Source organism: Sphingopyxis panaciterrae (assembly GCF_011762125.1).
In the GTDB taxonomy this organism is placed as follows: Bacteria; Pseudomonadota; Alphaproteobacteria; order Sphingomonadales; family Sphingomonadaceae; genus Sphingopyxis; species Sphingopyxis panaciterrae.
On the sequence record NZ_JAASQN010000001.1, the window covers coordinates 1,215,849 to 1,230,846 of the forward strand.

Here is a 14,998-nt window from a genome sequence, read left to right on the forward strand (position 1 = left end):
TCGGATCAACCGTTGTTCGAGCCCTTCAGCATCCGGGCGAGGACAAAGCCGATCACTGCCGCGGCGCCCGCGGCGACCGCCGGGTTCTTCTTCACCATGTCCTTGGTCGATTTGGCGAGTTCGTCGAGGTCCTTCTTGTCGAGCGTCGTCGCGAGCCCGGCAACGGTCGACGCGGCCGAACGTGCATAATCGCCATATTGCTTGCCGAACTTCGTGTCGACGGTGCCGGCGCTGTCCTCGAGCAGCTTGGCGAGGCTGCCGACGGCTTCGGCCGCCTTGTCCTTGCCCTTGGTCGCGGCATCGCGGGCTTTCGCCGATGCCTGGTTGGCGAGCGTCGTCGCATCGGTCTTCAGCGAAGCGGCCTTTTTCGACGCTTCCGACTTGATGGTGTCGCGCGTCGCGGCGATCTGGTCGCGGATCGGGTGATCCTTCGCGCTTTTCACCGCCACCGGCTTGCGCGCGGGCGCAGCCTTGGTCGCACCGGCCTTGGCGGGCGCTTTGGGGCGGGGGGCGGCAACCTTCTTTGTCGCGGGAGTAGCAGCTTTGGCCATCGGCGTTGTCCTCTTCTTTATCAGAACCGGGCGCCGGCGGTCGATGCCGGTCGCGCAAGTCCCTCTGGGTCCTGCCTTAATATAGCAAGACACGCCCAATGGTTCCATAGCCACGCAAAATTCCTGTGCCGCATGCTTGACGGTTGCACTAGCGGCAAGCCGCCGATAACAGGCGGGCGCTTATTCAACCGGCCATCTGCTGGCCTTGCGCAACAGGACCCGACCCATGACCGCCATCATCGACATCCACGGCCGCGAAATCCTCGACAGCCGCGGCAATCCCACCGTCGAAGTCGATGTTCTGCTCGAAGACGGCAGCTTCGGCCGCGCCGCGGTGCCTTCGGGCGCGTCGACCGGTGCGCATGAAGCGGTCGAACTGCGCGATGGCGACAAGGCGCGCTATCTGGGCAAGGGCGTGACGAAGGCCGTCGCCGCGGTCAACGGCGATATCGCCGAAGCGCTGATCGGCCTCGATGCGGAAGACCAGCGCGAACTCGACCAGGCGATGATCGACCTCGACGGCACCGCGAACAAGAGCCGTCTCGGCGCCAATGCGATCCTCGGCGTCAGCCTCGCCGCTGCCAAGGCTGCGGCCGACGCGCGCGGCCTGCCGCTCTACCGCTATGTCGGCGGCGTCTCGGCGCGTACCTTGCCGGTGCCGATGATGAACATCATCAACGGCGGCGAGCATGCCGACAATCCGATCGACGTCCAGGAATTCATGATCATGCCCGTCGGCGCCGGCAGCATCGCCGAGGCGGTGCGCTGGGGCAGCGAGATTTTTCACACGCTGAAGAAGGGCTTGTCGGCGAAGGGCCTTGCCACCGCGGTCGGCGACGAAGGCGGCTTCGCGCCGAACCTCGCCTCGACGCGCGCTGCGCTCGACTTCATCGCCGCGTCGGTTGACCAGGCGGGCTTCAAGCTCGGCACCGACGTCGTGCTCGCGCTCGATTGCGCCGCGACCGAATTCTTCAAGAACGGCAAGTATGAGATCAGCGGCGAGGGGCTTTCGCTCAGCCCCGAGCAGATGGCCGAATATCTCGCCGCGCTGGTGAACGACTATCCGATCAAGTCGATCGAGGACGGGATGAGCGAAGATGATTTCACCGGCTGGAAAGCGCTGACCGACCTCGTTGGCGACAAGTGCCAGCTTGTCGGCGACGATCTGTTCGTCACCAACCCGCTGCGGCTGGAACAGGGGATCAAGGACGGCCTCGCCAACTCGCTGCTCGTCAAGGTCAACCAGATCGGCACCTTGTCGGAAACGCTCGACGCCGTCGATATGGCGCATCGCGCGCGTTACACCGCCGTCATGTCGCACCGGTCGGGCGAGACCGAGGATTCGACGATCGCCGACCTCGCGGTCGCGACCAACTGCGGCCAGATCAAGACCGGCAGCCTCGCGCGTTCGGACCGGCTCGCGAAATACAACCAGCTTATCCGCATCGAGGAAGAACTGGGCGACATGGCGCGCTTCCCGGGGATGGCGATTTTCGGCTAAGCCTCTCTTCGGGGGCGAAACTATAAATTAGGCCCGATGGTGGAAGACTGCTATACTGTCACGCGACGGTTGCGGTTTTCCCACTAGATCGGCTTTTCGTGGTCCCGGCTTCAATGCCCGCAGTCCCTCCGTTTCATATGGTCAGCCGATCGAAACTTGTCGAAAGCCGAGTCCGCACCAGCTTCCGTCATGCAAGGTATTTGACATGCGGTCTTTTTATCTGTTGCTCAAGGATGATTCCTCGGGCGAGCCGAAGCGCATCGATTTCGAGGCGGAAAGCCCCGATTTCGCGTTGCAGATCGCACAGGGACAAGCGTCCGGACGCGATATGGAGTTGTGGGAAGGCGCGATGCGGCTCGGTACGCTCAGCAAGGCGGCACCGCAGCTTTGGCGGCTTTCCTGATCGGATGAGTTGTTGAAAAGCGGCATCTGACGCCTTGACGCCACGAATCAACTCTGATTCAAGGGCCGGAATGACGCAGCGCCACAAATTCCGCAAATCGATGAACCGGGCAGTCGGTCCCGCGATCGCGGTAATCGCGGTGCTGGCGATGATCGGCTATATCATCTTCGGGCCGACCGGCCTCTATGCGTGGGGCGATTATGGCCAGTCGGTCGAGAAGAAGCGCGTCGTGCTGACCGAGCTCACCAAGAAGCAGAACGAACTGCAGAATCGCGTCAACCTGCTCGACCGGCGGCGTGTCGATCCCGACCTGGCCGAGGAATATGTCCGCGAAAAGCTGGGCGCCTATCACCCTGATGAGGTGATCATTCCGATGGAACCCGGCGCGAAGCCGTAAGCGAGTTTAGCCCCTCTCCTTCAGGGGAGGGGCAGCGAGACTTGTCAGCTTGCTGGCTTAGTCGCAGCGGGGTGGGGGCTATCGGCCTTACGCCACCCAGGCAGCCCCCACCCCAACCCCTCCCCTGAAGGGGAGGGGCTTAATATCGCGCCATTGCTGGATACGTAAATCGCTCGCGCGCTCCTCCATGGTGGGCGTTGCCAAGCACGACATGGCGGTCCTATAGGGGGCCTTGCCGTAACGGCTAAATCAAAGGAAACCTCCCTTGGCCAAAGCACCCGCGCGCCAGACTGCCGCGCCAAAAAAAGTCGCTTCCACCCCAGCTCCCGCGACCAATCGCGAATCCCCGCGCGATCCCGCACCCTATGACGCCACGCCCGAAGAACTCGAGAAGTTCTACCGCGAGATGCTGCTCATCCGCCGCTTCGAAGAGAAGGCGGGCCAGCTTTACGGGCTCGGCCTGATCGGCGGTTTCTGTCACCTCTACATCGGCCAGGAAGCCGTTGCGGTCGGCCTGCAATCGGCGCTCGACGGCGACAAGGACAGCGTGATCACCGGCTACCGCGACCATGGGCACATGCTCGCTTACGGCATCGACCCCAAGGTCATCATGGCCGAACTGACGGGACGCCAGGCCGGCATCTCGAAGGGCAAGGGCGGCTCGATGCACATGTTCAGCGTCGAGCATAAATTCTATGGCGGCCACGGCATCGTCGGCGCGCAGGTATCGCTCGGCACCGGGCTGGCCTTTGCGCACAAATATCGCGGCGACGGCGGTGTCGCCATGGCCTATTTCGGCGACGGCGCGTCGAACCAGGGCCAGGTATACGAAAGCTTCAACATGGCCGAGCTGTGGAAGCTGCCGATCATCTTCGTGATCGAGAATAATCAATATGCGATGGGCACGTCGGTCAATCGCTCGTCGGCCGAGGATCAGCTCTACCGCCGCGGCGAAAGCTTCCGCATCCCCGGCATGCAGGTCGACGGCATGGACGTGCTCGAAGTGCGCGGCGCCGCCGAGGCAGCGCTCGAATGGGTGCGCGCGGGCAAGGGGCCGGTGCTGATGGAACTCAAGACCTATCGCTATCGCGGCCATTCGATGTCCGATCCCGCCAAATATCGCAGCCGCGAGGAAGTGCAGGCGGTGCGCGACAAATCTGACGCGATCGAACATCTAAAAAAGCTGATGCTCGACGCCGGCATTCCCGAGGAAAAGTTCAAGGATATCGACAAGGAAATCCGTGCAATCGTCGCGGAATCGGCCGACTTTGCCGAAAGCGCGCCCGAACCCGAACCTTCCGAACTTTATACCGACGTGCTGGTGGAGCAATATTGAGATGGCCATCGAATTGAAGATGCCGGCGCTGTCGCCGACGATGGAAGAAGGCACGCTCGCCAAGTGGCTCGTCAAGGAAGGCGACGCGGTGAAGTCGGGCGACATCCTTGCCGAGATCGAAACCGACAAGGCGACGATGGAATTTGAAGCGATCGACGAAGGCACGATCGGCCAGATCCTGGTCGCCGAGGGCACCGACAATGTGAAGGTCGGCACCGTGATCGCGACGATTACGGGCGAGGGAGAAGAGACGGCAGCGCCGGCGCCTGCCGCCGCCGCACCGGATCCCGCCCCCGCTCAGGCTGAGCCCGTCGAGGCGCCCGCGGCGGAGGATGCCCCCGCGACAAGCGCAGGGCAAACGGCAGAAAAGGCAGAAAAACCCGCCGCGACCGAACGCGCATCGGATCCCGCGATCCCCGAAGGGACTGCGATGGTCAAGCTGACCGTCCGCGAGGCGCTGCGCGATGCGATGGCCGAGGAAATGCGCGCCGACGACCGCATCTTCGTGATGGGCGAGGAAGTCGCCGAATATCAGGGCGCGTACAAGGTGACGCAGGGTCTGCTCGACGAATTCGGGTCGAAGCGCGTCGTCGATACCCCGATCACCGAATACGGCTTCGCGGGGCTTGGCACCGGCGCGGCGATGGGCGGGCTGCGGCCGATCATCGAGTTCATGACGTTCAACTTCGCGATGCAGGCGATCGACCACATCATCAACTCGGCGGCGAAGACCAACTATATGTCGGGCGGCCAGATGCGCTGTCCGATCGTGTTCCGCGGCCCGAACGGCGCCGCGGCGCGCGTCGGCGCGCAGCACAGCCAGAATTACGCGCCCTGGTACGCCAGCGTTCCCGGCCTGATCGTGATCGCGCCCTATGACGCCGCCGATGCCAAGGGGCTGCTGAAAGCGGCGATCCGCACCGAAGACCCGGTCGTCTTCCTCGAAAACGAACTGCTCTACGGCCGCAGCTTCGAGGTGCCCGAGGTCGATGATTTCGTCCTGCCGATCGGCAAGGCGCGGATCATGCGCAAGGGCAGCGACGTCACCATCGTCAGCTATTCGATCGGCGTCGGGCTTGCGCTCGAAGCCGCCGACACGCTCGCTGGCGAGGGGATCGACGCCGAGGTCATCGACCTGCGCACGCTGCGTCCGCTCGACACCGCGACCGTGCTCGCCAGCCTCAAGAAGACGAACCGGCTGGTCGTCGTCGAGGAAGGCTGGCCGACCTGTTCGATCGCCAGCGAAATCGCGATGGTCGCGATGGAACATGGCTTCGACGATCTCGACGCACCCGTGATGCGCGTGTGCAACGAGGACGTGCCGCTGCCTTATGCGCATAATCTCGAAAAGGCGGCGCTCGTCGACACGCCGCGGGTGATCGCGGCGGTGAAGGCGATCTGCAATCGCGCGTAAATCAGCTCGTCATTGCGAGCCCTTCGACTGCCTTGCAGGCGCTCAGGATAAACTCGCGCCTTGCGCGAGCGAAGCAATCCAGGGACGGCGTAAACCGCCCTGGATTGCTTCGCTGCGCTCGCAATGACGGCGATGTGGTGATAGCGCCGCTGGCGCATGGACTCTGAAACCGTTTCCGAGGCGGACACCTACCCCGACATCCGCGATCCGCGCGTGATGGTCGCGGTGCCGCACGCCCGGCGCCCGGCGATCGCGGCGCTGTGGGCGCTGGCCGAGCGGCTGACCAGGCTGCTCCGCGAAGCGCGCGAGCCGCTGATCGGGCAGATCAAGCTCGCCTGGTGGCGCGACATGATGGCGATGCTCGCGAGCGATCCTGCGGCGCTGCCGAAAGGCGAGCCGCTGCTCGCCGAATTGCAGGCAAGCTGGGGCGGCGAGGGTGGTCTCGATGCGCTCGTCGACGCGGCAGAGGCCATGCTGCTCGCCGAGGACGACGCGGCACGGCACGCAGCCGCTGCCGCCTTTGGCGAGGCGCTGTTTACGCTGTCGGGCGGGCCCGGCAGCGGCGGGCGACGCTGGGGGCTGCTCTGGGGCGCCGGGTTGCAGGAAGGCGCGCAGGAAGGGCGCGACCTGTTCGCCGCGGCCCGCGATACGGCGCCGCCGCCGCGCCGTTTGTTCAAGCGGCATCGCGGCTTGCTGATCCTCGATCGTTGGGCTGCTGCCATCGCGAAACGGGGCGGCGAACGGCATTGGCGCAGCGAGGGATTGCTGCTGTTTCGCGTCGGCCTTCTCGGACGCTAACGATTAATTGCCGCCTCGGGGGTAGAAATGCCGCGGGCGAACATCTATCTTGCCCGGTACAAAATAGGGTCGCAGGGGACACACGGATGTTCAACGGGCTGATCGCCTATCTCGATTCGATCAAGGCGCGCGATCCCGCGCCGCGGTCGCGCTGGGAAATCCTTCTTTATCCGGGCCTGCTCGCGGTGGGCATGCATCGCGTCGCGCACTGGCTGTTCGAGGCGGAGCTGTTCTTCCTCGCGCGCTTCGTCAACCATTTCTCGCGCTGGCTGACCGCGATCGATATCCATCCGGGCGCCAAGATCGGTCGCCACCTGTTCATCGACCATGGTTTTACCGTGATCGGCGAGACTGCGGAAATCGGCGACAATGTCACCATCTATCAATGCGTGACGCTGGGCGGCACCGATCCAGCCAACGGCATCGCGGGCAAGCGCCACCCGACCCTGGCCAATGACGTCATCGTCGGATCGGGCGCGCAGATATTGGGCCCGGTGATCGTCAACCCGCGCGCGCGCGTCGGCGCCAATGCCGTGGTGACCAAGGACGTGCCCGAAGGCGCGGTGATGGTCGGCATTCCGGCGCGCTCGACCTTGCTCGACGCCACCGAATATGCGCGCGAGTTCGTCCCCTATGGCACCCCGTGCAGCGAGACCTTCGACCCCGCGACGCAGAAGGTCGAATTGCTGCAATGCCAGCTCGACCAGATGCAGAAACAGCTCGCGGCATTGCTCGCCGAACGCGAGCTTGCCGAAGAGGAAGCGCCGCGGCGCAAGGGGAGCCGGAATAGCGTCTAGGGATCAGAACCCGCCCATTGCGCGTTCGAGGTTTGAAGCGATTTTGTTCAGGGCGAGGAAGCAAGGCGCAGGCATATGTCGATATTCCAAGACTTGCTGACGCGGCCATGGACAAAATCGGTCAAATCCCGAAGGGACGCAGAAATGGCTTCGATCTCGGGCGCGCGCGCCCTTGCGAATGGAACCACCATCCGCGGCGGCCGCCCGCACCCGATATCTTCGCCATTTCTGCGCCTCGAACGCGTAATGGGCGGGTTCTGATCCCATGGGGACGGTGACGCCTCTGCCGTTCGCGAATAGAACGGTGCCGCAGCAGACCGGTTTCGAGCGCCCCGAATTGATGCGCATCCTCGACCTATATGGCCGGATGGTCGCCGCCGGACATTGGCGCGACTATGCGATGGATTTCCACCGCGATGCCGCCATTTTCTCCGCCTTTCGCCGTGCCGCCGAGCGTCCCGAGTATCGGATAGAAAAACGCCCCGCCTTGCGGAGCCGGCAGGGCATGTGGGCCCTTGTCTCCGAAGCCGGGGCGATCTTGAAACGCGGGGACGAGCTGTCGAATGTGCTCGCCCCCGTCGAACGCAAGCTTATGAAGCTGGTAGGGGACTGACCGCCCGCACCGTCGCCGGCAACTGGTTGGCGAGGTTTTCGGGCAGCAGGCCGACCACGACCGCGCGGGCATTCTGCCAGAAGGCCGAGAGCAGCAGCAGCGCCGATCCGATCACGAACGCCGTCAGCGCGACGTTGAGCTCGACCGCGCCGAAGCTGTTGAACAGCTGCGTCATCGCGAACAGCACATAAGCGAGCGCCGAGACGAGCAAGGCGCGGCGGTCGATCGCCAGCGCGATCAGCCCGAACGCGATGTAGATGCCGACGACGAGGATCGCGGCGCCGCTGCCGATATCGTCGCCGCGCGTCACGCCGAGCAGGTGAAAGATCGGGTGCACGATCATCGGCGCGGCGAGCAGGTGGAGCCAGAAGGCGACGTCGCTGCGCCGCGTCTGGCGCACGCGGTCGCTGCGGTCCCACCACATCGCGAGCGTGAAGACGCCGAGACCGGCGATCAGGACGAGGATCATCGGCAGGGTGCCGTCGGGGCTGGGGAGGCCGGTGACCGCAAGCACCAGCGCCACCGCGGTCGCGGCGAGCGCGGCGGTCCCGGCGGCGACGGTGATCGGCACCATGAACCGCTTCCAGTGCAGCCAGGTCGCCGCGGCAGTTACCAGCGCGATGCCGCCGATGACCAATGCGCCGACGCTATTGCCCGGATCATTGCCGAAAATCGCCTCACCATGTTTGACGAGGAAGCCGACCATTGTCCCGAACACCCCGCCCGAAAAGGCAAGCACGAGGACAATGCTGGGCAAGGCCATGCGGCGCTGACGGGTGAAATATTCGGCGAGGAACCACGCCGACGCGGCGACGAACGCACCGCCGAGCGCGGGATGGATCGAGGCGCCGATCCAGCCGACCGCGACGAGCAGGATGACTGCTGCAATGCTGACGAAAATATCGTTGAAACCGGTGATGAGGCGGAATGATTCCTCGTCCGCTCCGGGAGCGGCGCGGACCGATGCGATATGTGACCGGAATGCCGCGGCGGCCTCCGGCGTCAGAACATGCGCATCGACCGCGGTTTGCAGGTCGCTTTCACTATACATCGGGGTCGTCCTTCTGTCCGATCCCCTTGTCCCGCAGGCGTTATGCCATCAGCGTATTGGTGTGTCAATACAGTCATGCACCACATCCTCCCCATCGCTCCGCGACGGGGAGGGCCAACCAAAGCTTCAGCCCAGCGCCTGTAACGCCTTCATGACCGCCATCGATTGCTCGCTGCCCGACTGGGGGACCGTTTCGCCATTGCGGTCGATGATCTTCTCCCACGCCGCGGCGACGCCCTCGGGGGTGCGCTCGCCTTCGGGAAGGGCAACGCCGGGAGTCATCGTGACGTAGGCGGCGTGGAACGCGCCGGCGCCGGCGCCGACGATCATGTTGGTCGGCGCATCTTCACTGACGAGGTACAGCGCGGCGGGGACGACATTTTCAGGCGTGAATTTCTCGAACAGCTCGGCGGGGAAAATGTCCTCGGTCATGCGCGTGCCGGCGACCGGGGCGATCGTGTTGCAGCGGATATTATATTTCGCGCCTTCGAGGTGGAGCGTCTTGGTCAGCCCGGCAAGGCCGAGCTTCGCGGCGCCGTAATTGGCCTGGCCGAAATTGCCGTACAGGCCGGTCGACGATGCGGTCATCAGAATGCGGCCATAGGCCTGTTCGCGCATCAGGTCCCAGCACGCCTTGGTGACGTTGGCGCTGCCGCTGACATGCACCTTCAGCACCAGGTCGAAATCGGCGGGCTCCATTTTGGCAAAGCTTTTGTCGCGCAGGATGCCGGCGTTGTTGATCAGGACATGCACACCGCCCCATTCTTCTTTCGCCTTGGCGACCATTTCGACCATCTGGTCATATTCGGTGACGCTGCCGCCGTTCGACATCGCGGTGCCGCCGGCGGCACGGATTTCCTCGACCACGGCCAGCGCGGCGTCCGAATGGCCGGTGCCGTCGCGCGATCCGCCGAGGTCGTTGACGACCACCTTGGCGCCGCGGCGCGCGAGTTCAAGCGCATAGGCGCGGCCAAGTCCGCCGCCGGCGCCGGTGACAATAGCAACGCGCCCGTCAAATTTGATCGTCATGATGATCTCCCGGAAGAGGCCGCCCGGTAAAAGGTTGCCGGAAAAAACTGGCCTTGAAAGCTTGGACGTCCTTAGCCGTTCGCTTGCCTCAGACAAGGGCTGAATGAAATTCTATGCTGAAACAAAAATGTCATTCAATTGACGTGCAACTGTCACTTATCGGTCATAACAGCGCCGCGGGGCCAAAGCCCAAGATTGTCACCTTACGCAACGGAGCAACATCATGCGCCCTGTCCTGACCGCCGCCCTGTTGGGCACTTCGATGCTTGGCCTGCCGACGGTGGCCCACGCCCAGGCGATGAGCGCCGACGAAGCCGCGACGCTCCGCGCCGAACTGGCGGCACTGAAGTCGCAGGTGCAGACGCTCGAGGCGCGGCTCGATGCCGCGACGGGCGAAACCGCAACCGCAACCGCGCCGGCGCCGACGCCGACGCCGACGCCGACAGTCACAGCAAAGCCCGCGACCGACATCAGCTGGAAGGGCGCCCCGGAGATCAAGACCGCCGATGGCTGGAGCTTCAAGCCGCGCGGGCGCGCCCAGTTCGATGTTGCCGGCATCGATGCGCCCGCGGGCGTCCTGGGAACCCATGGCGGTATGGCAACGGAAATCCGCCGCGTCTTCCTAGGCGTCGACGGCAAGATCCCGGGCGGCTTTTCCTACCGCGTCGAAGCCGATTTCGCCAATAGCGCGGTCGAGTTGACCGATATCTATTTCACCTATGGCCCCGGGCCTCTGTCGGTCACGGTGGGGCACATCAGACCCTTCACGTCGCTCGACGATATGACGAGCGATTTGTTCACCAGCTTTACCGAGCGCGCCGCTTTTGTGCAGGCGTTCGGCTTCGAACGCCGCGTCGGCCTGTCCACGCAATATAAGGGCGAGGGGTTCTTGGTGCAGGCGGGCGTGTTCGGTGACAATGCCAACGACCTTCTGAACGATGCGAACAACAGCATTAGCGGGGATGTGCGCGCGGTGTGGACGCCCAAGCTGGGCAAAACACAGCTTCATCTGGGTGGATCGGCCCATATTCGCGATTTCAATGACCAGTCGCCCAATGCACGCTATCGGGCGCGGCCGTTCGTCCACACGACCGACACGCGCCTGATCGATACCGGCAATATCGGCGCCACGGGCGAGCGCGGTTATGGGCTGGAAGCGGCGATGAACAGCGGGCCGTTCCACGCCGCGGCGGAGGGTTACTGGCAGACCGCCAAGCGCCCTGGCTTCGCCGATCCGACCTTCTTCGGCGGCTATGCCGAAGTCGGCATGGTGCTGACCAGCGGCGATAGCCGCAGTTATAAGGATGGCGCGTTCGACCGGTTGAAACCGTCGAAATCGATCACCGACGGCGGGATCGGCGCGATCGAGATCAACGCGCGTTACGATTATCTCGACCTGAACGACAACGGGATCGTCGGCGGCCGCCAGCGCACCGCGCTGATCGGGGTCGTGTGGGCGCCGATCGACTATATCCGCGTCATCGCCAACTATGGCCGGGTGAAGATCAACGACGCGGTCGTCGCGACCGCGACGGGCGACCGCGACTATTCGGCCGACGTTTTCGGGCTGCGCACGCAGATCGATTTCTGACGGTCGTTATCGGCTGATTGCTGCCGTTCCATCATCGTCACCCTCGAACGAGACACGTGGCTCGTTCGACTTGATCCGGGGTCTGCCTTCTTGAAGGGACAGGCGGATCCCGGGTCAAGCCCGGGATGACGAAGGTGGATGAAGCTACGGCAGCTCCCCACCCCAAATCCGCGCTGCGCCGCGAAACCGCTCAGCTCAGCACCCGCGCCAGCGCCACCCATTCGCCGACGCTGACCGTTTCGGCGCGCCGGGTCGGGTCGATGCCCAGCGTATCGAGCGCCTCGACTGCGCCCGCCATGCCCTTCAGGCTCTGGCGCAGCATCTTGCGACGCTGGCCGAAGCCTTTTTCGGTCAGTTTCGACAGGATTTTCGGGTCGACGCCCGCGGGCTGGCCGGCCGGGACGACATGGACGATCGCCGACATCACCTTGGGCGGCGGCGTGAAGGCCGACCGGTGTACCTTCATCGCGATTTTCGCGGACGATCGCCACTGGGCGAGGACGCTGAGGCGGCCATAGGCATTGGTCCCGACGGACGCGACGATGCGTTCGGCGACCTCGAGCTGGAACATCAGGGTCAGCGACAGCCATTGCGGCGGCCAGTTCGCGGGCTCGAGCCAGCGGGTGAAGAGCGCGGTGCCGACATTATAGGGCAGGTTGGCGACGATATGATAGGGTCCGCCCGCGAGCGCGTTGGCATCGATCGCCATCGCATCGTCGGCGACGACCTGTAACTGGCCGGGAAACGCCGCGCCCAGTTCTTCGAGCAAAGGCAGGCAGCGATCGTCGCGTTCGACCGCGATCACGCGTGCCCCGGCGCGCAGCAGCGCGCGCGTCAGTCCGCCCGGTCCCGGGCCTACTTCGAACACCGTGGCGTCCTCAAGATCGCCCGGCAGCGCCGCGACGCGATCGAGCAATTGTTCGTCGAACAGGAAATTCTGCCCCAGCGCCTTGCTCGCCGACAGGCCGTGCGCGCGCACCGTTTCGCGCAGCGGCGGCAGGATGTGCGTCGGCTGGCGCGTCACTTCGCGGGGGCGCTGCTGCGCTCGCGTGCCGCCGCCATCCGCGCCGCCATCGCGATCGCGGCGATCGTCGGCCCCGGATCGGCCTTGCCCTGTCCGGCGATGTTGAAGGCGGTGCCATGGTCGGGCGAGGTGCGGATGATCGGCAATCCCAGTGTCAGGTTGACCCCGTCGTGGAAATGCAGCGCCTTGAACGGCGCGAGCGCCTGGTCATGATAGCAGCAGAGCAGCGCATCATATTGGTCGCGGATGCCGGGCGCGAACAGCGCATCGGCGGCGAGCGGGCCGTCGATGACGATCCCGTCGGCGGCAAGCTGTTCGACCGCAGGCGCGATGATCCGGATTTCCTCGTCGCCGAGCTGGCCGCTTTCGCCGGCATGGGGGTTGAGCCCCGCGACGCCGAGGCGCGGCTGCGCGATGCCGAAATCGCGCTGCAGCCCGCGCGCGACCATGCGCGCCTTGGCGACGATGAGCTCGCTGGTCAGCCGGTCGGGGACTTCGGACAACGGGATATGGACGGTCAGCGGGACGACGCGCAGGCTGGGGCCCGCCAGCATCATCACCGCATTGGTCGCGGTCACGCCGCAGCGTTCGGCGATGAACTCGGTCTGGCCGGGGTGCGTATAGCCGATGCCGTGCAGTGCATGTTTCGACACCGGACCGGTGACGAGCGCGGCGCTCGCCTGGTTGCGCGTCAGCCCGATCCCGGTTTCGAGCGCGTGGAGCGCGCAGGTCGCACCGGCCGGCGTCGGGCTGCCGGGGCTCAGCGGCCCGCTGTCTTCGAGGTGCCAGACGGGCAGCCCGTTATCGAACGCCTTGACCGCCTCGTCCATGTCACTGATGCGCGCGACGGGGCCGTCCCACACCGCCTCGATCGCGGCGATATCGCCGATCGCGACGAAGGCGGGCAAATCATGCTCGCGGCGCGCCGCCCAGGCGCGCGCCGCGACTTCGGGGCCCACGCCCGCCGGGTCACCCATGGTGACCGCGATCGGGCGCGGGTTGGATCGGTCAGACATCAGCTATATTCGATCACGGCGTCCCGGCGCAGATCGCGAAGATAGCGCTGCGCCCGCTTGTTGACCTTTTCCTCCAGCAGCCGGTTTTCGATCTGCTGGACGTCGGGCGCGGTCGCGGTGTTCGGCACGTCGCGGCCGCACAGGACGAGGACGCTGATCCCTTCGTTCGCGGCGCCGAAGGGCTGTGTCGTCTGCCCGATCTGCAAGGTTGCGAGCGTCTGTTGCAACGGTCCGGGCAGCGAACGCATTTCGATATTGTCGCGCGAGACCACGGTGGCGCCCAGCTGCCGCGCGACATCGTCGGCGGCGCCGCAGCCCGCGATCGTCCGCGTCGTTTCGGCAAACTGGCCGGCCAGCTCGGTGGCGCGCGCCTGCGACGTGCCGGCAGGGAATTCCAGCGACAGCTGCTTCAGGCTGAGCACCGCATCGCGCGGATCGGCGGTCAGCACCTGGCGCCGGTCGATCATCAGCATGATCGACACGCCGCCCGGCACCTCGATCGGGCCGACGAGCTGGCCGGGCTGCATCTGCGTCGCCGCTTCGGACATCGATGCCGGCAGCTGGCCGGCCTTCACCCAGCCAAGGTCGCCGCCGACGACCGCGGTCGACGCTTCGGAAAACTGGCGGGCATAAGCCGCGAAGCTGCCGCCGGCCTGAAGCGCCTGAATGATCTTCTGTGCGTTTTCGGCGACCGCCGCCGCATTTTCGGGGGTCGCCGAAAGATAGATTTCACCGAGGTGGAACTCGTCCTGCCCCTTGGCCTCGTTCATCCGCTTGACGACCGATTCCACTTCCTCGGTCGACACATTGGTCGTCGATTGGATGTTGCGCGACAGCAGGCGATCCCATGCGAATTCGCCGCGAATCTGTTGCTTCACTGCGGCCGAAGACGATCCCTTCGACGTCAGATAGGTCGCAAACTGATCGGGCGTCTGCTTGAAACGCGTCGCGAGCCGCGCGAATTGTTCGTTCACCAGATTCTCGTCGATCGAGATGTCGGCGGCCCGGGCTTCCTGGATCTGCAGCTTTTCATCGATCAGATTGCTGAAAACCTGCTGGCGCAGCCGCTGCACTTCCTCGGGCGGCAATTCCAGATTGTTGTTCGCGATCCGGATCAGCGCCATGCGCTGCTCGATATCGGTCGATGTGATGATCTCGCCGTTCACCGTCGCCGACGGGCGATAGACGTTGGGCTTTGCATCGCCGAAAATCTGGACGTTGCCCGGAATGTTGAGGCTGGTCGTCGGGACTTCTTCGTCGGCGACGGTTTGCGCCAGCACCGGCGCCGCACCCACGGACGCTACGGCGATCAGTCCGATCATGGTCGAAAATCTGGTCATTGCTACCCTATTCGAGAAATGAGGCATGCTCCGTATCAGCGGACACGCCCGATGGTCCAGCGCAATCCGCCTTCGGGGCCATTTGATGGTCGCGGATACCCCGCCGACGCTGAACCTAGGCTGAGCGAACGGGGGCA

Annotated in this window: 15 protein-coding genes; 9 read left to right on the plus strand and 6 right to left on the minus strand. The window is 64.7% G+C overall.

Annotation, left to right across the window (positions count from 1 at the left end; genetic code table 11):
- Window positions 1–5: 5 nt before the first annotated feature.
- On the minus strand, window positions 6–551 hold the full coding sequence (locus FHR22_RS05600) for a hypothetical protein (protein ID WP_166939767.1): 546 nt from the start codon (window positions 549–551) through the stop codon (window positions 6–8).
- A 226-nt stretch (window positions 552–777) separates the two neighbouring features.
- Between FHR22_RS05600 and eno the strand changes: the two genes are divergently transcribed.
- The 8 genes from eno to FHR22_RS05640 all read left to right on the plus strand — a co-directional run bounded on the left by eno (window position 778) and on the right by FHR22_RS05640 (window position 7,810).
- The gene (eno, locus tag FHR22_RS05605; protein WP_166939769.1) at window positions 778–2,052 is read left to right on the plus strand and encodes a phosphopyruvate hydratase; all 1,275 of its coding nucleotides are present in this window, start codon (window positions 778–780) and stop codon (window positions 2,050–2,052) included.
- 205 nt (window positions 2,053–2,257) lie between these two features.
- Window positions 2,258–2,455, plus strand: coding sequence for a PH domain-containing protein (locus FHR22_RS05610; protein WP_166939771.1), 198 nt, complete (start codon window positions 2,258–2,260; stop codon window positions 2,453–2,455).
- Window positions 2,456–2,525: 70 nt separating this feature from the next.
- Window positions 2,526–2,852: an FtsB family cell division protein gene (locus FHR22_RS05615; protein ID WP_166939773.1), complete on the plus strand. Its 327-nt coding sequence runs from the start codon at window positions 2,526–2,528 to the stop codon at window positions 2,850–2,852.
- 265 nt (window positions 2,853–3,117) lie between these two features.
- A complete protein-coding gene (pdhA, locus tag FHR22_RS05620) occupies window positions 3,118–4,188 on the plus strand; it encodes a pyruvate dehydrogenase (acetyl-transferring) E1 component subunit alpha (RefSeq protein WP_166939775.1) in 1,071 nt (356 codons plus the stop codon).
- Window position 4,189: 1 nt separating this feature from the next.
- A complete protein-coding gene (locus FHR22_RS05625; RefSeq protein ID WP_166939777.1) occupies window positions 4,190–5,602 on the plus strand; it encodes a pyruvate dehydrogenase complex E1 component subunit beta in 1,413 nt (470 codons plus the stop codon).
- 156 nt (window positions 5,603–5,758) lie between these two features.
- Window positions 5,759–6,400, plus strand: coding sequence for a hypothetical protein (locus tag FHR22_RS05630; RefSeq protein WP_166939779.1), 642 nt, complete (start codon window positions 5,759–5,761; stop codon window positions 6,398–6,400).
- 86 nt (window positions 6,401–6,486) lie between these two features.
- On the plus strand, window positions 6,487–7,197 hold the full coding sequence (gene epsC, locus FHR22_RS05635; RefSeq protein WP_166939781.1) for a serine O-acetyltransferase EpsC: 711 nt from the start codon (window positions 6,487–6,489) through the stop codon (window positions 7,195–7,197).
- A 265-nt stretch (window positions 7,198–7,462) separates the two neighbouring features.
- Window positions 7,463–7,810: a DUF2794 domain-containing protein gene (locus FHR22_RS05640; RefSeq protein ID WP_166939783.1), complete on the plus strand. Its 348-nt coding sequence runs from the start codon at window positions 7,463–7,465 to the stop codon at window positions 7,808–7,810.
- On the opposite strand, the gene FHR22_RS05645 is transcribed toward FHR22_RS05640, so the two are convergent.
- Both FHR22_RS05645 and FHR22_RS05650 read right to left on the minus strand, forming a co-directional pair.
- Window positions 7,788–8,861 carry a hypothetical protein gene (locus FHR22_RS05645; protein ID WP_166939785.1) on the minus strand — a complete coding sequence of 358 codons (1,074 nt, stop codon included), beginning with the start codon at window positions 8,859–8,861 and terminating at the stop codon, window positions 7,788–7,790. The genes FHR22_RS05640 and FHR22_RS05645 overlap by 23 nt on opposite strands.
- A gap of 126 nt (window positions 8,862–8,987) precedes the next feature.
- A complete protein-coding gene (locus FHR22_RS05650) occupies window positions 8,988–9,890 on the minus strand; it encodes an SDR family oxidoreductase (protein ID WP_166939787.1) in 903 nt (300 codons plus the stop codon).
- A 223-nt stretch (window positions 9,891–10,113) separates the two neighbouring features.
- On the opposite strand from FHR22_RS05650, the gene FHR22_RS05655 reads away from it, so the two are divergent.
- Entirely contained in the window at window positions 10,114–11,481 is a 1,368-nt protein-coding gene (locus FHR22_RS05655) for an OprO/OprP family phosphate-selective porin (RefSeq protein WP_166939789.1), read from the plus strand.
- A gap of 190 nt (window positions 11,482–11,671) precedes the next feature.
- On the opposite strand, the gene rsmA is transcribed toward FHR22_RS05655, so the two are convergent.
- Genes rsmA through FHR22_RS05670 form a run of 3 tightly spaced genes read right to left on the minus strand, consistent with a single transcriptional unit; the run spans window position 11,672 to window position 14,861 of the window.
- Window positions 11,672–12,505: a 16S rRNA (adenine(1518)-N(6)/adenine(1519)-N(6))-dimethyltransferase RsmA gene (rsmA, locus tag FHR22_RS05660; RefSeq protein WP_341786560.1), complete on the minus strand. Its 834-nt coding sequence runs from the start codon at window positions 12,503–12,505 to the stop codon at window positions 11,672–11,674.
- Window positions 12,502–13,521, minus strand: coding sequence for a 4-hydroxythreonine-4-phosphate dehydrogenase PdxA (gene pdxA / locus FHR22_RS05665; protein ID WP_166939791.1), 1,020 nt, complete (start codon window positions 13,519–13,521; stop codon window positions 12,502–12,504). The genes rsmA and pdxA overlap by 4 nt, the downstream gene beginning before the upstream one ends.
- Entirely contained in the window at window positions 13,521–14,861 is a 1,341-nt protein-coding gene (locus FHR22_RS05670) for a peptidylprolyl isomerase (RefSeq protein WP_166939793.1), read from the minus strand. The genes pdxA and FHR22_RS05670 overlap by 1 nt, the downstream gene beginning before the upstream one ends.
- Window positions 14,862–14,998 lie beyond the last annotated feature (137 nt).

Bases quoted from the DNA above. Each gene is read 5' to 3' on its own strand.
- FHR22_RS05645 (WP_166939785.1), bottom strand. From the start codon at position 8,861: ATGTATAGTGAAAGCGACCTGCAAACCGCGGTCGATGCGCATGTTCTG.
- eno (WP_166939769.1), top strand. From the start codon at position 778: ATGACCGCCATCATCGACATCCACGGCCGCGAAATCCTCGACAGCCGC.
- FHR22_RS05650 (WP_166939787.1), bottom strand. From the start codon at position 9,890: ATGACGATCAAATTTGACGGGCGCGTTGCTATTGTCACCGGCGCCGGC.
- FHR22_RS05600 (WP_166939767.1), bottom strand. From the start codon at position 551: ATGGCCAAAGCTGCTACTCCCGCGACAAAGAAGGTTGCCGCCCCCCGC.
- FHR22_RS05655 (WP_166939789.1), top strand. From the start codon at position 10,114: ATGCGCCCTGTCCTGACCGCCGCCCTGTTGGGCACTTCGATGCTTGGC.
- epsC (WP_166939781.1), top strand. From the start codon at position 6,487: ATGTTCAACGGGCTGATCGCCTATCTCGATTCGATCAAGGCGCGCGAT.
- FHR22_RS05630 (WP_166939779.1), top strand. From the start codon at position 5,759: ATGGACTCTGAAACCGTTTCCGAGGCGGACACCTACCCCGACATCCGC.
- FHR22_RS05610 (WP_166939771.1), top strand. From the start codon at position 2,258: ATGCGGTCTTTTTATCTGTTGCTCAAGGATGATTCCTCGGGCGAGCCG.
- FHR22_RS05625 (WP_166939777.1), top strand. From the start codon at position 4,190: ATGGCCATCGAATTGAAGATGCCGGCGCTGTCGCCGACGATGGAAGAA.
- pdxA (WP_166939791.1), bottom strand. From the start codon at position 13,521: ATGTCTGACCGATCCAACCCGCGCCCGATCGCGGTCACCATGGGTGAC.
- FHR22_RS05670 (WP_166939793.1), bottom strand. From the start codon at position 14,861: ATGACCAGATTTTCGACCATGATCGGACTGATCGCCGTAGCGTCCGTG.
- FHR22_RS05640 (WP_166939783.1), top strand. From the start codon at position 7,463: ATGGGGACGGTGACGCCTCTGCCGTTCGCGAATAGAACGGTGCCGCAG.
- FHR22_RS05615 (WP_166939773.1), top strand. From the start codon at position 2,526: ATGACGCAGCGCCACAAATTCCGCAAATCGATGAACCGGGCAGTCGGT.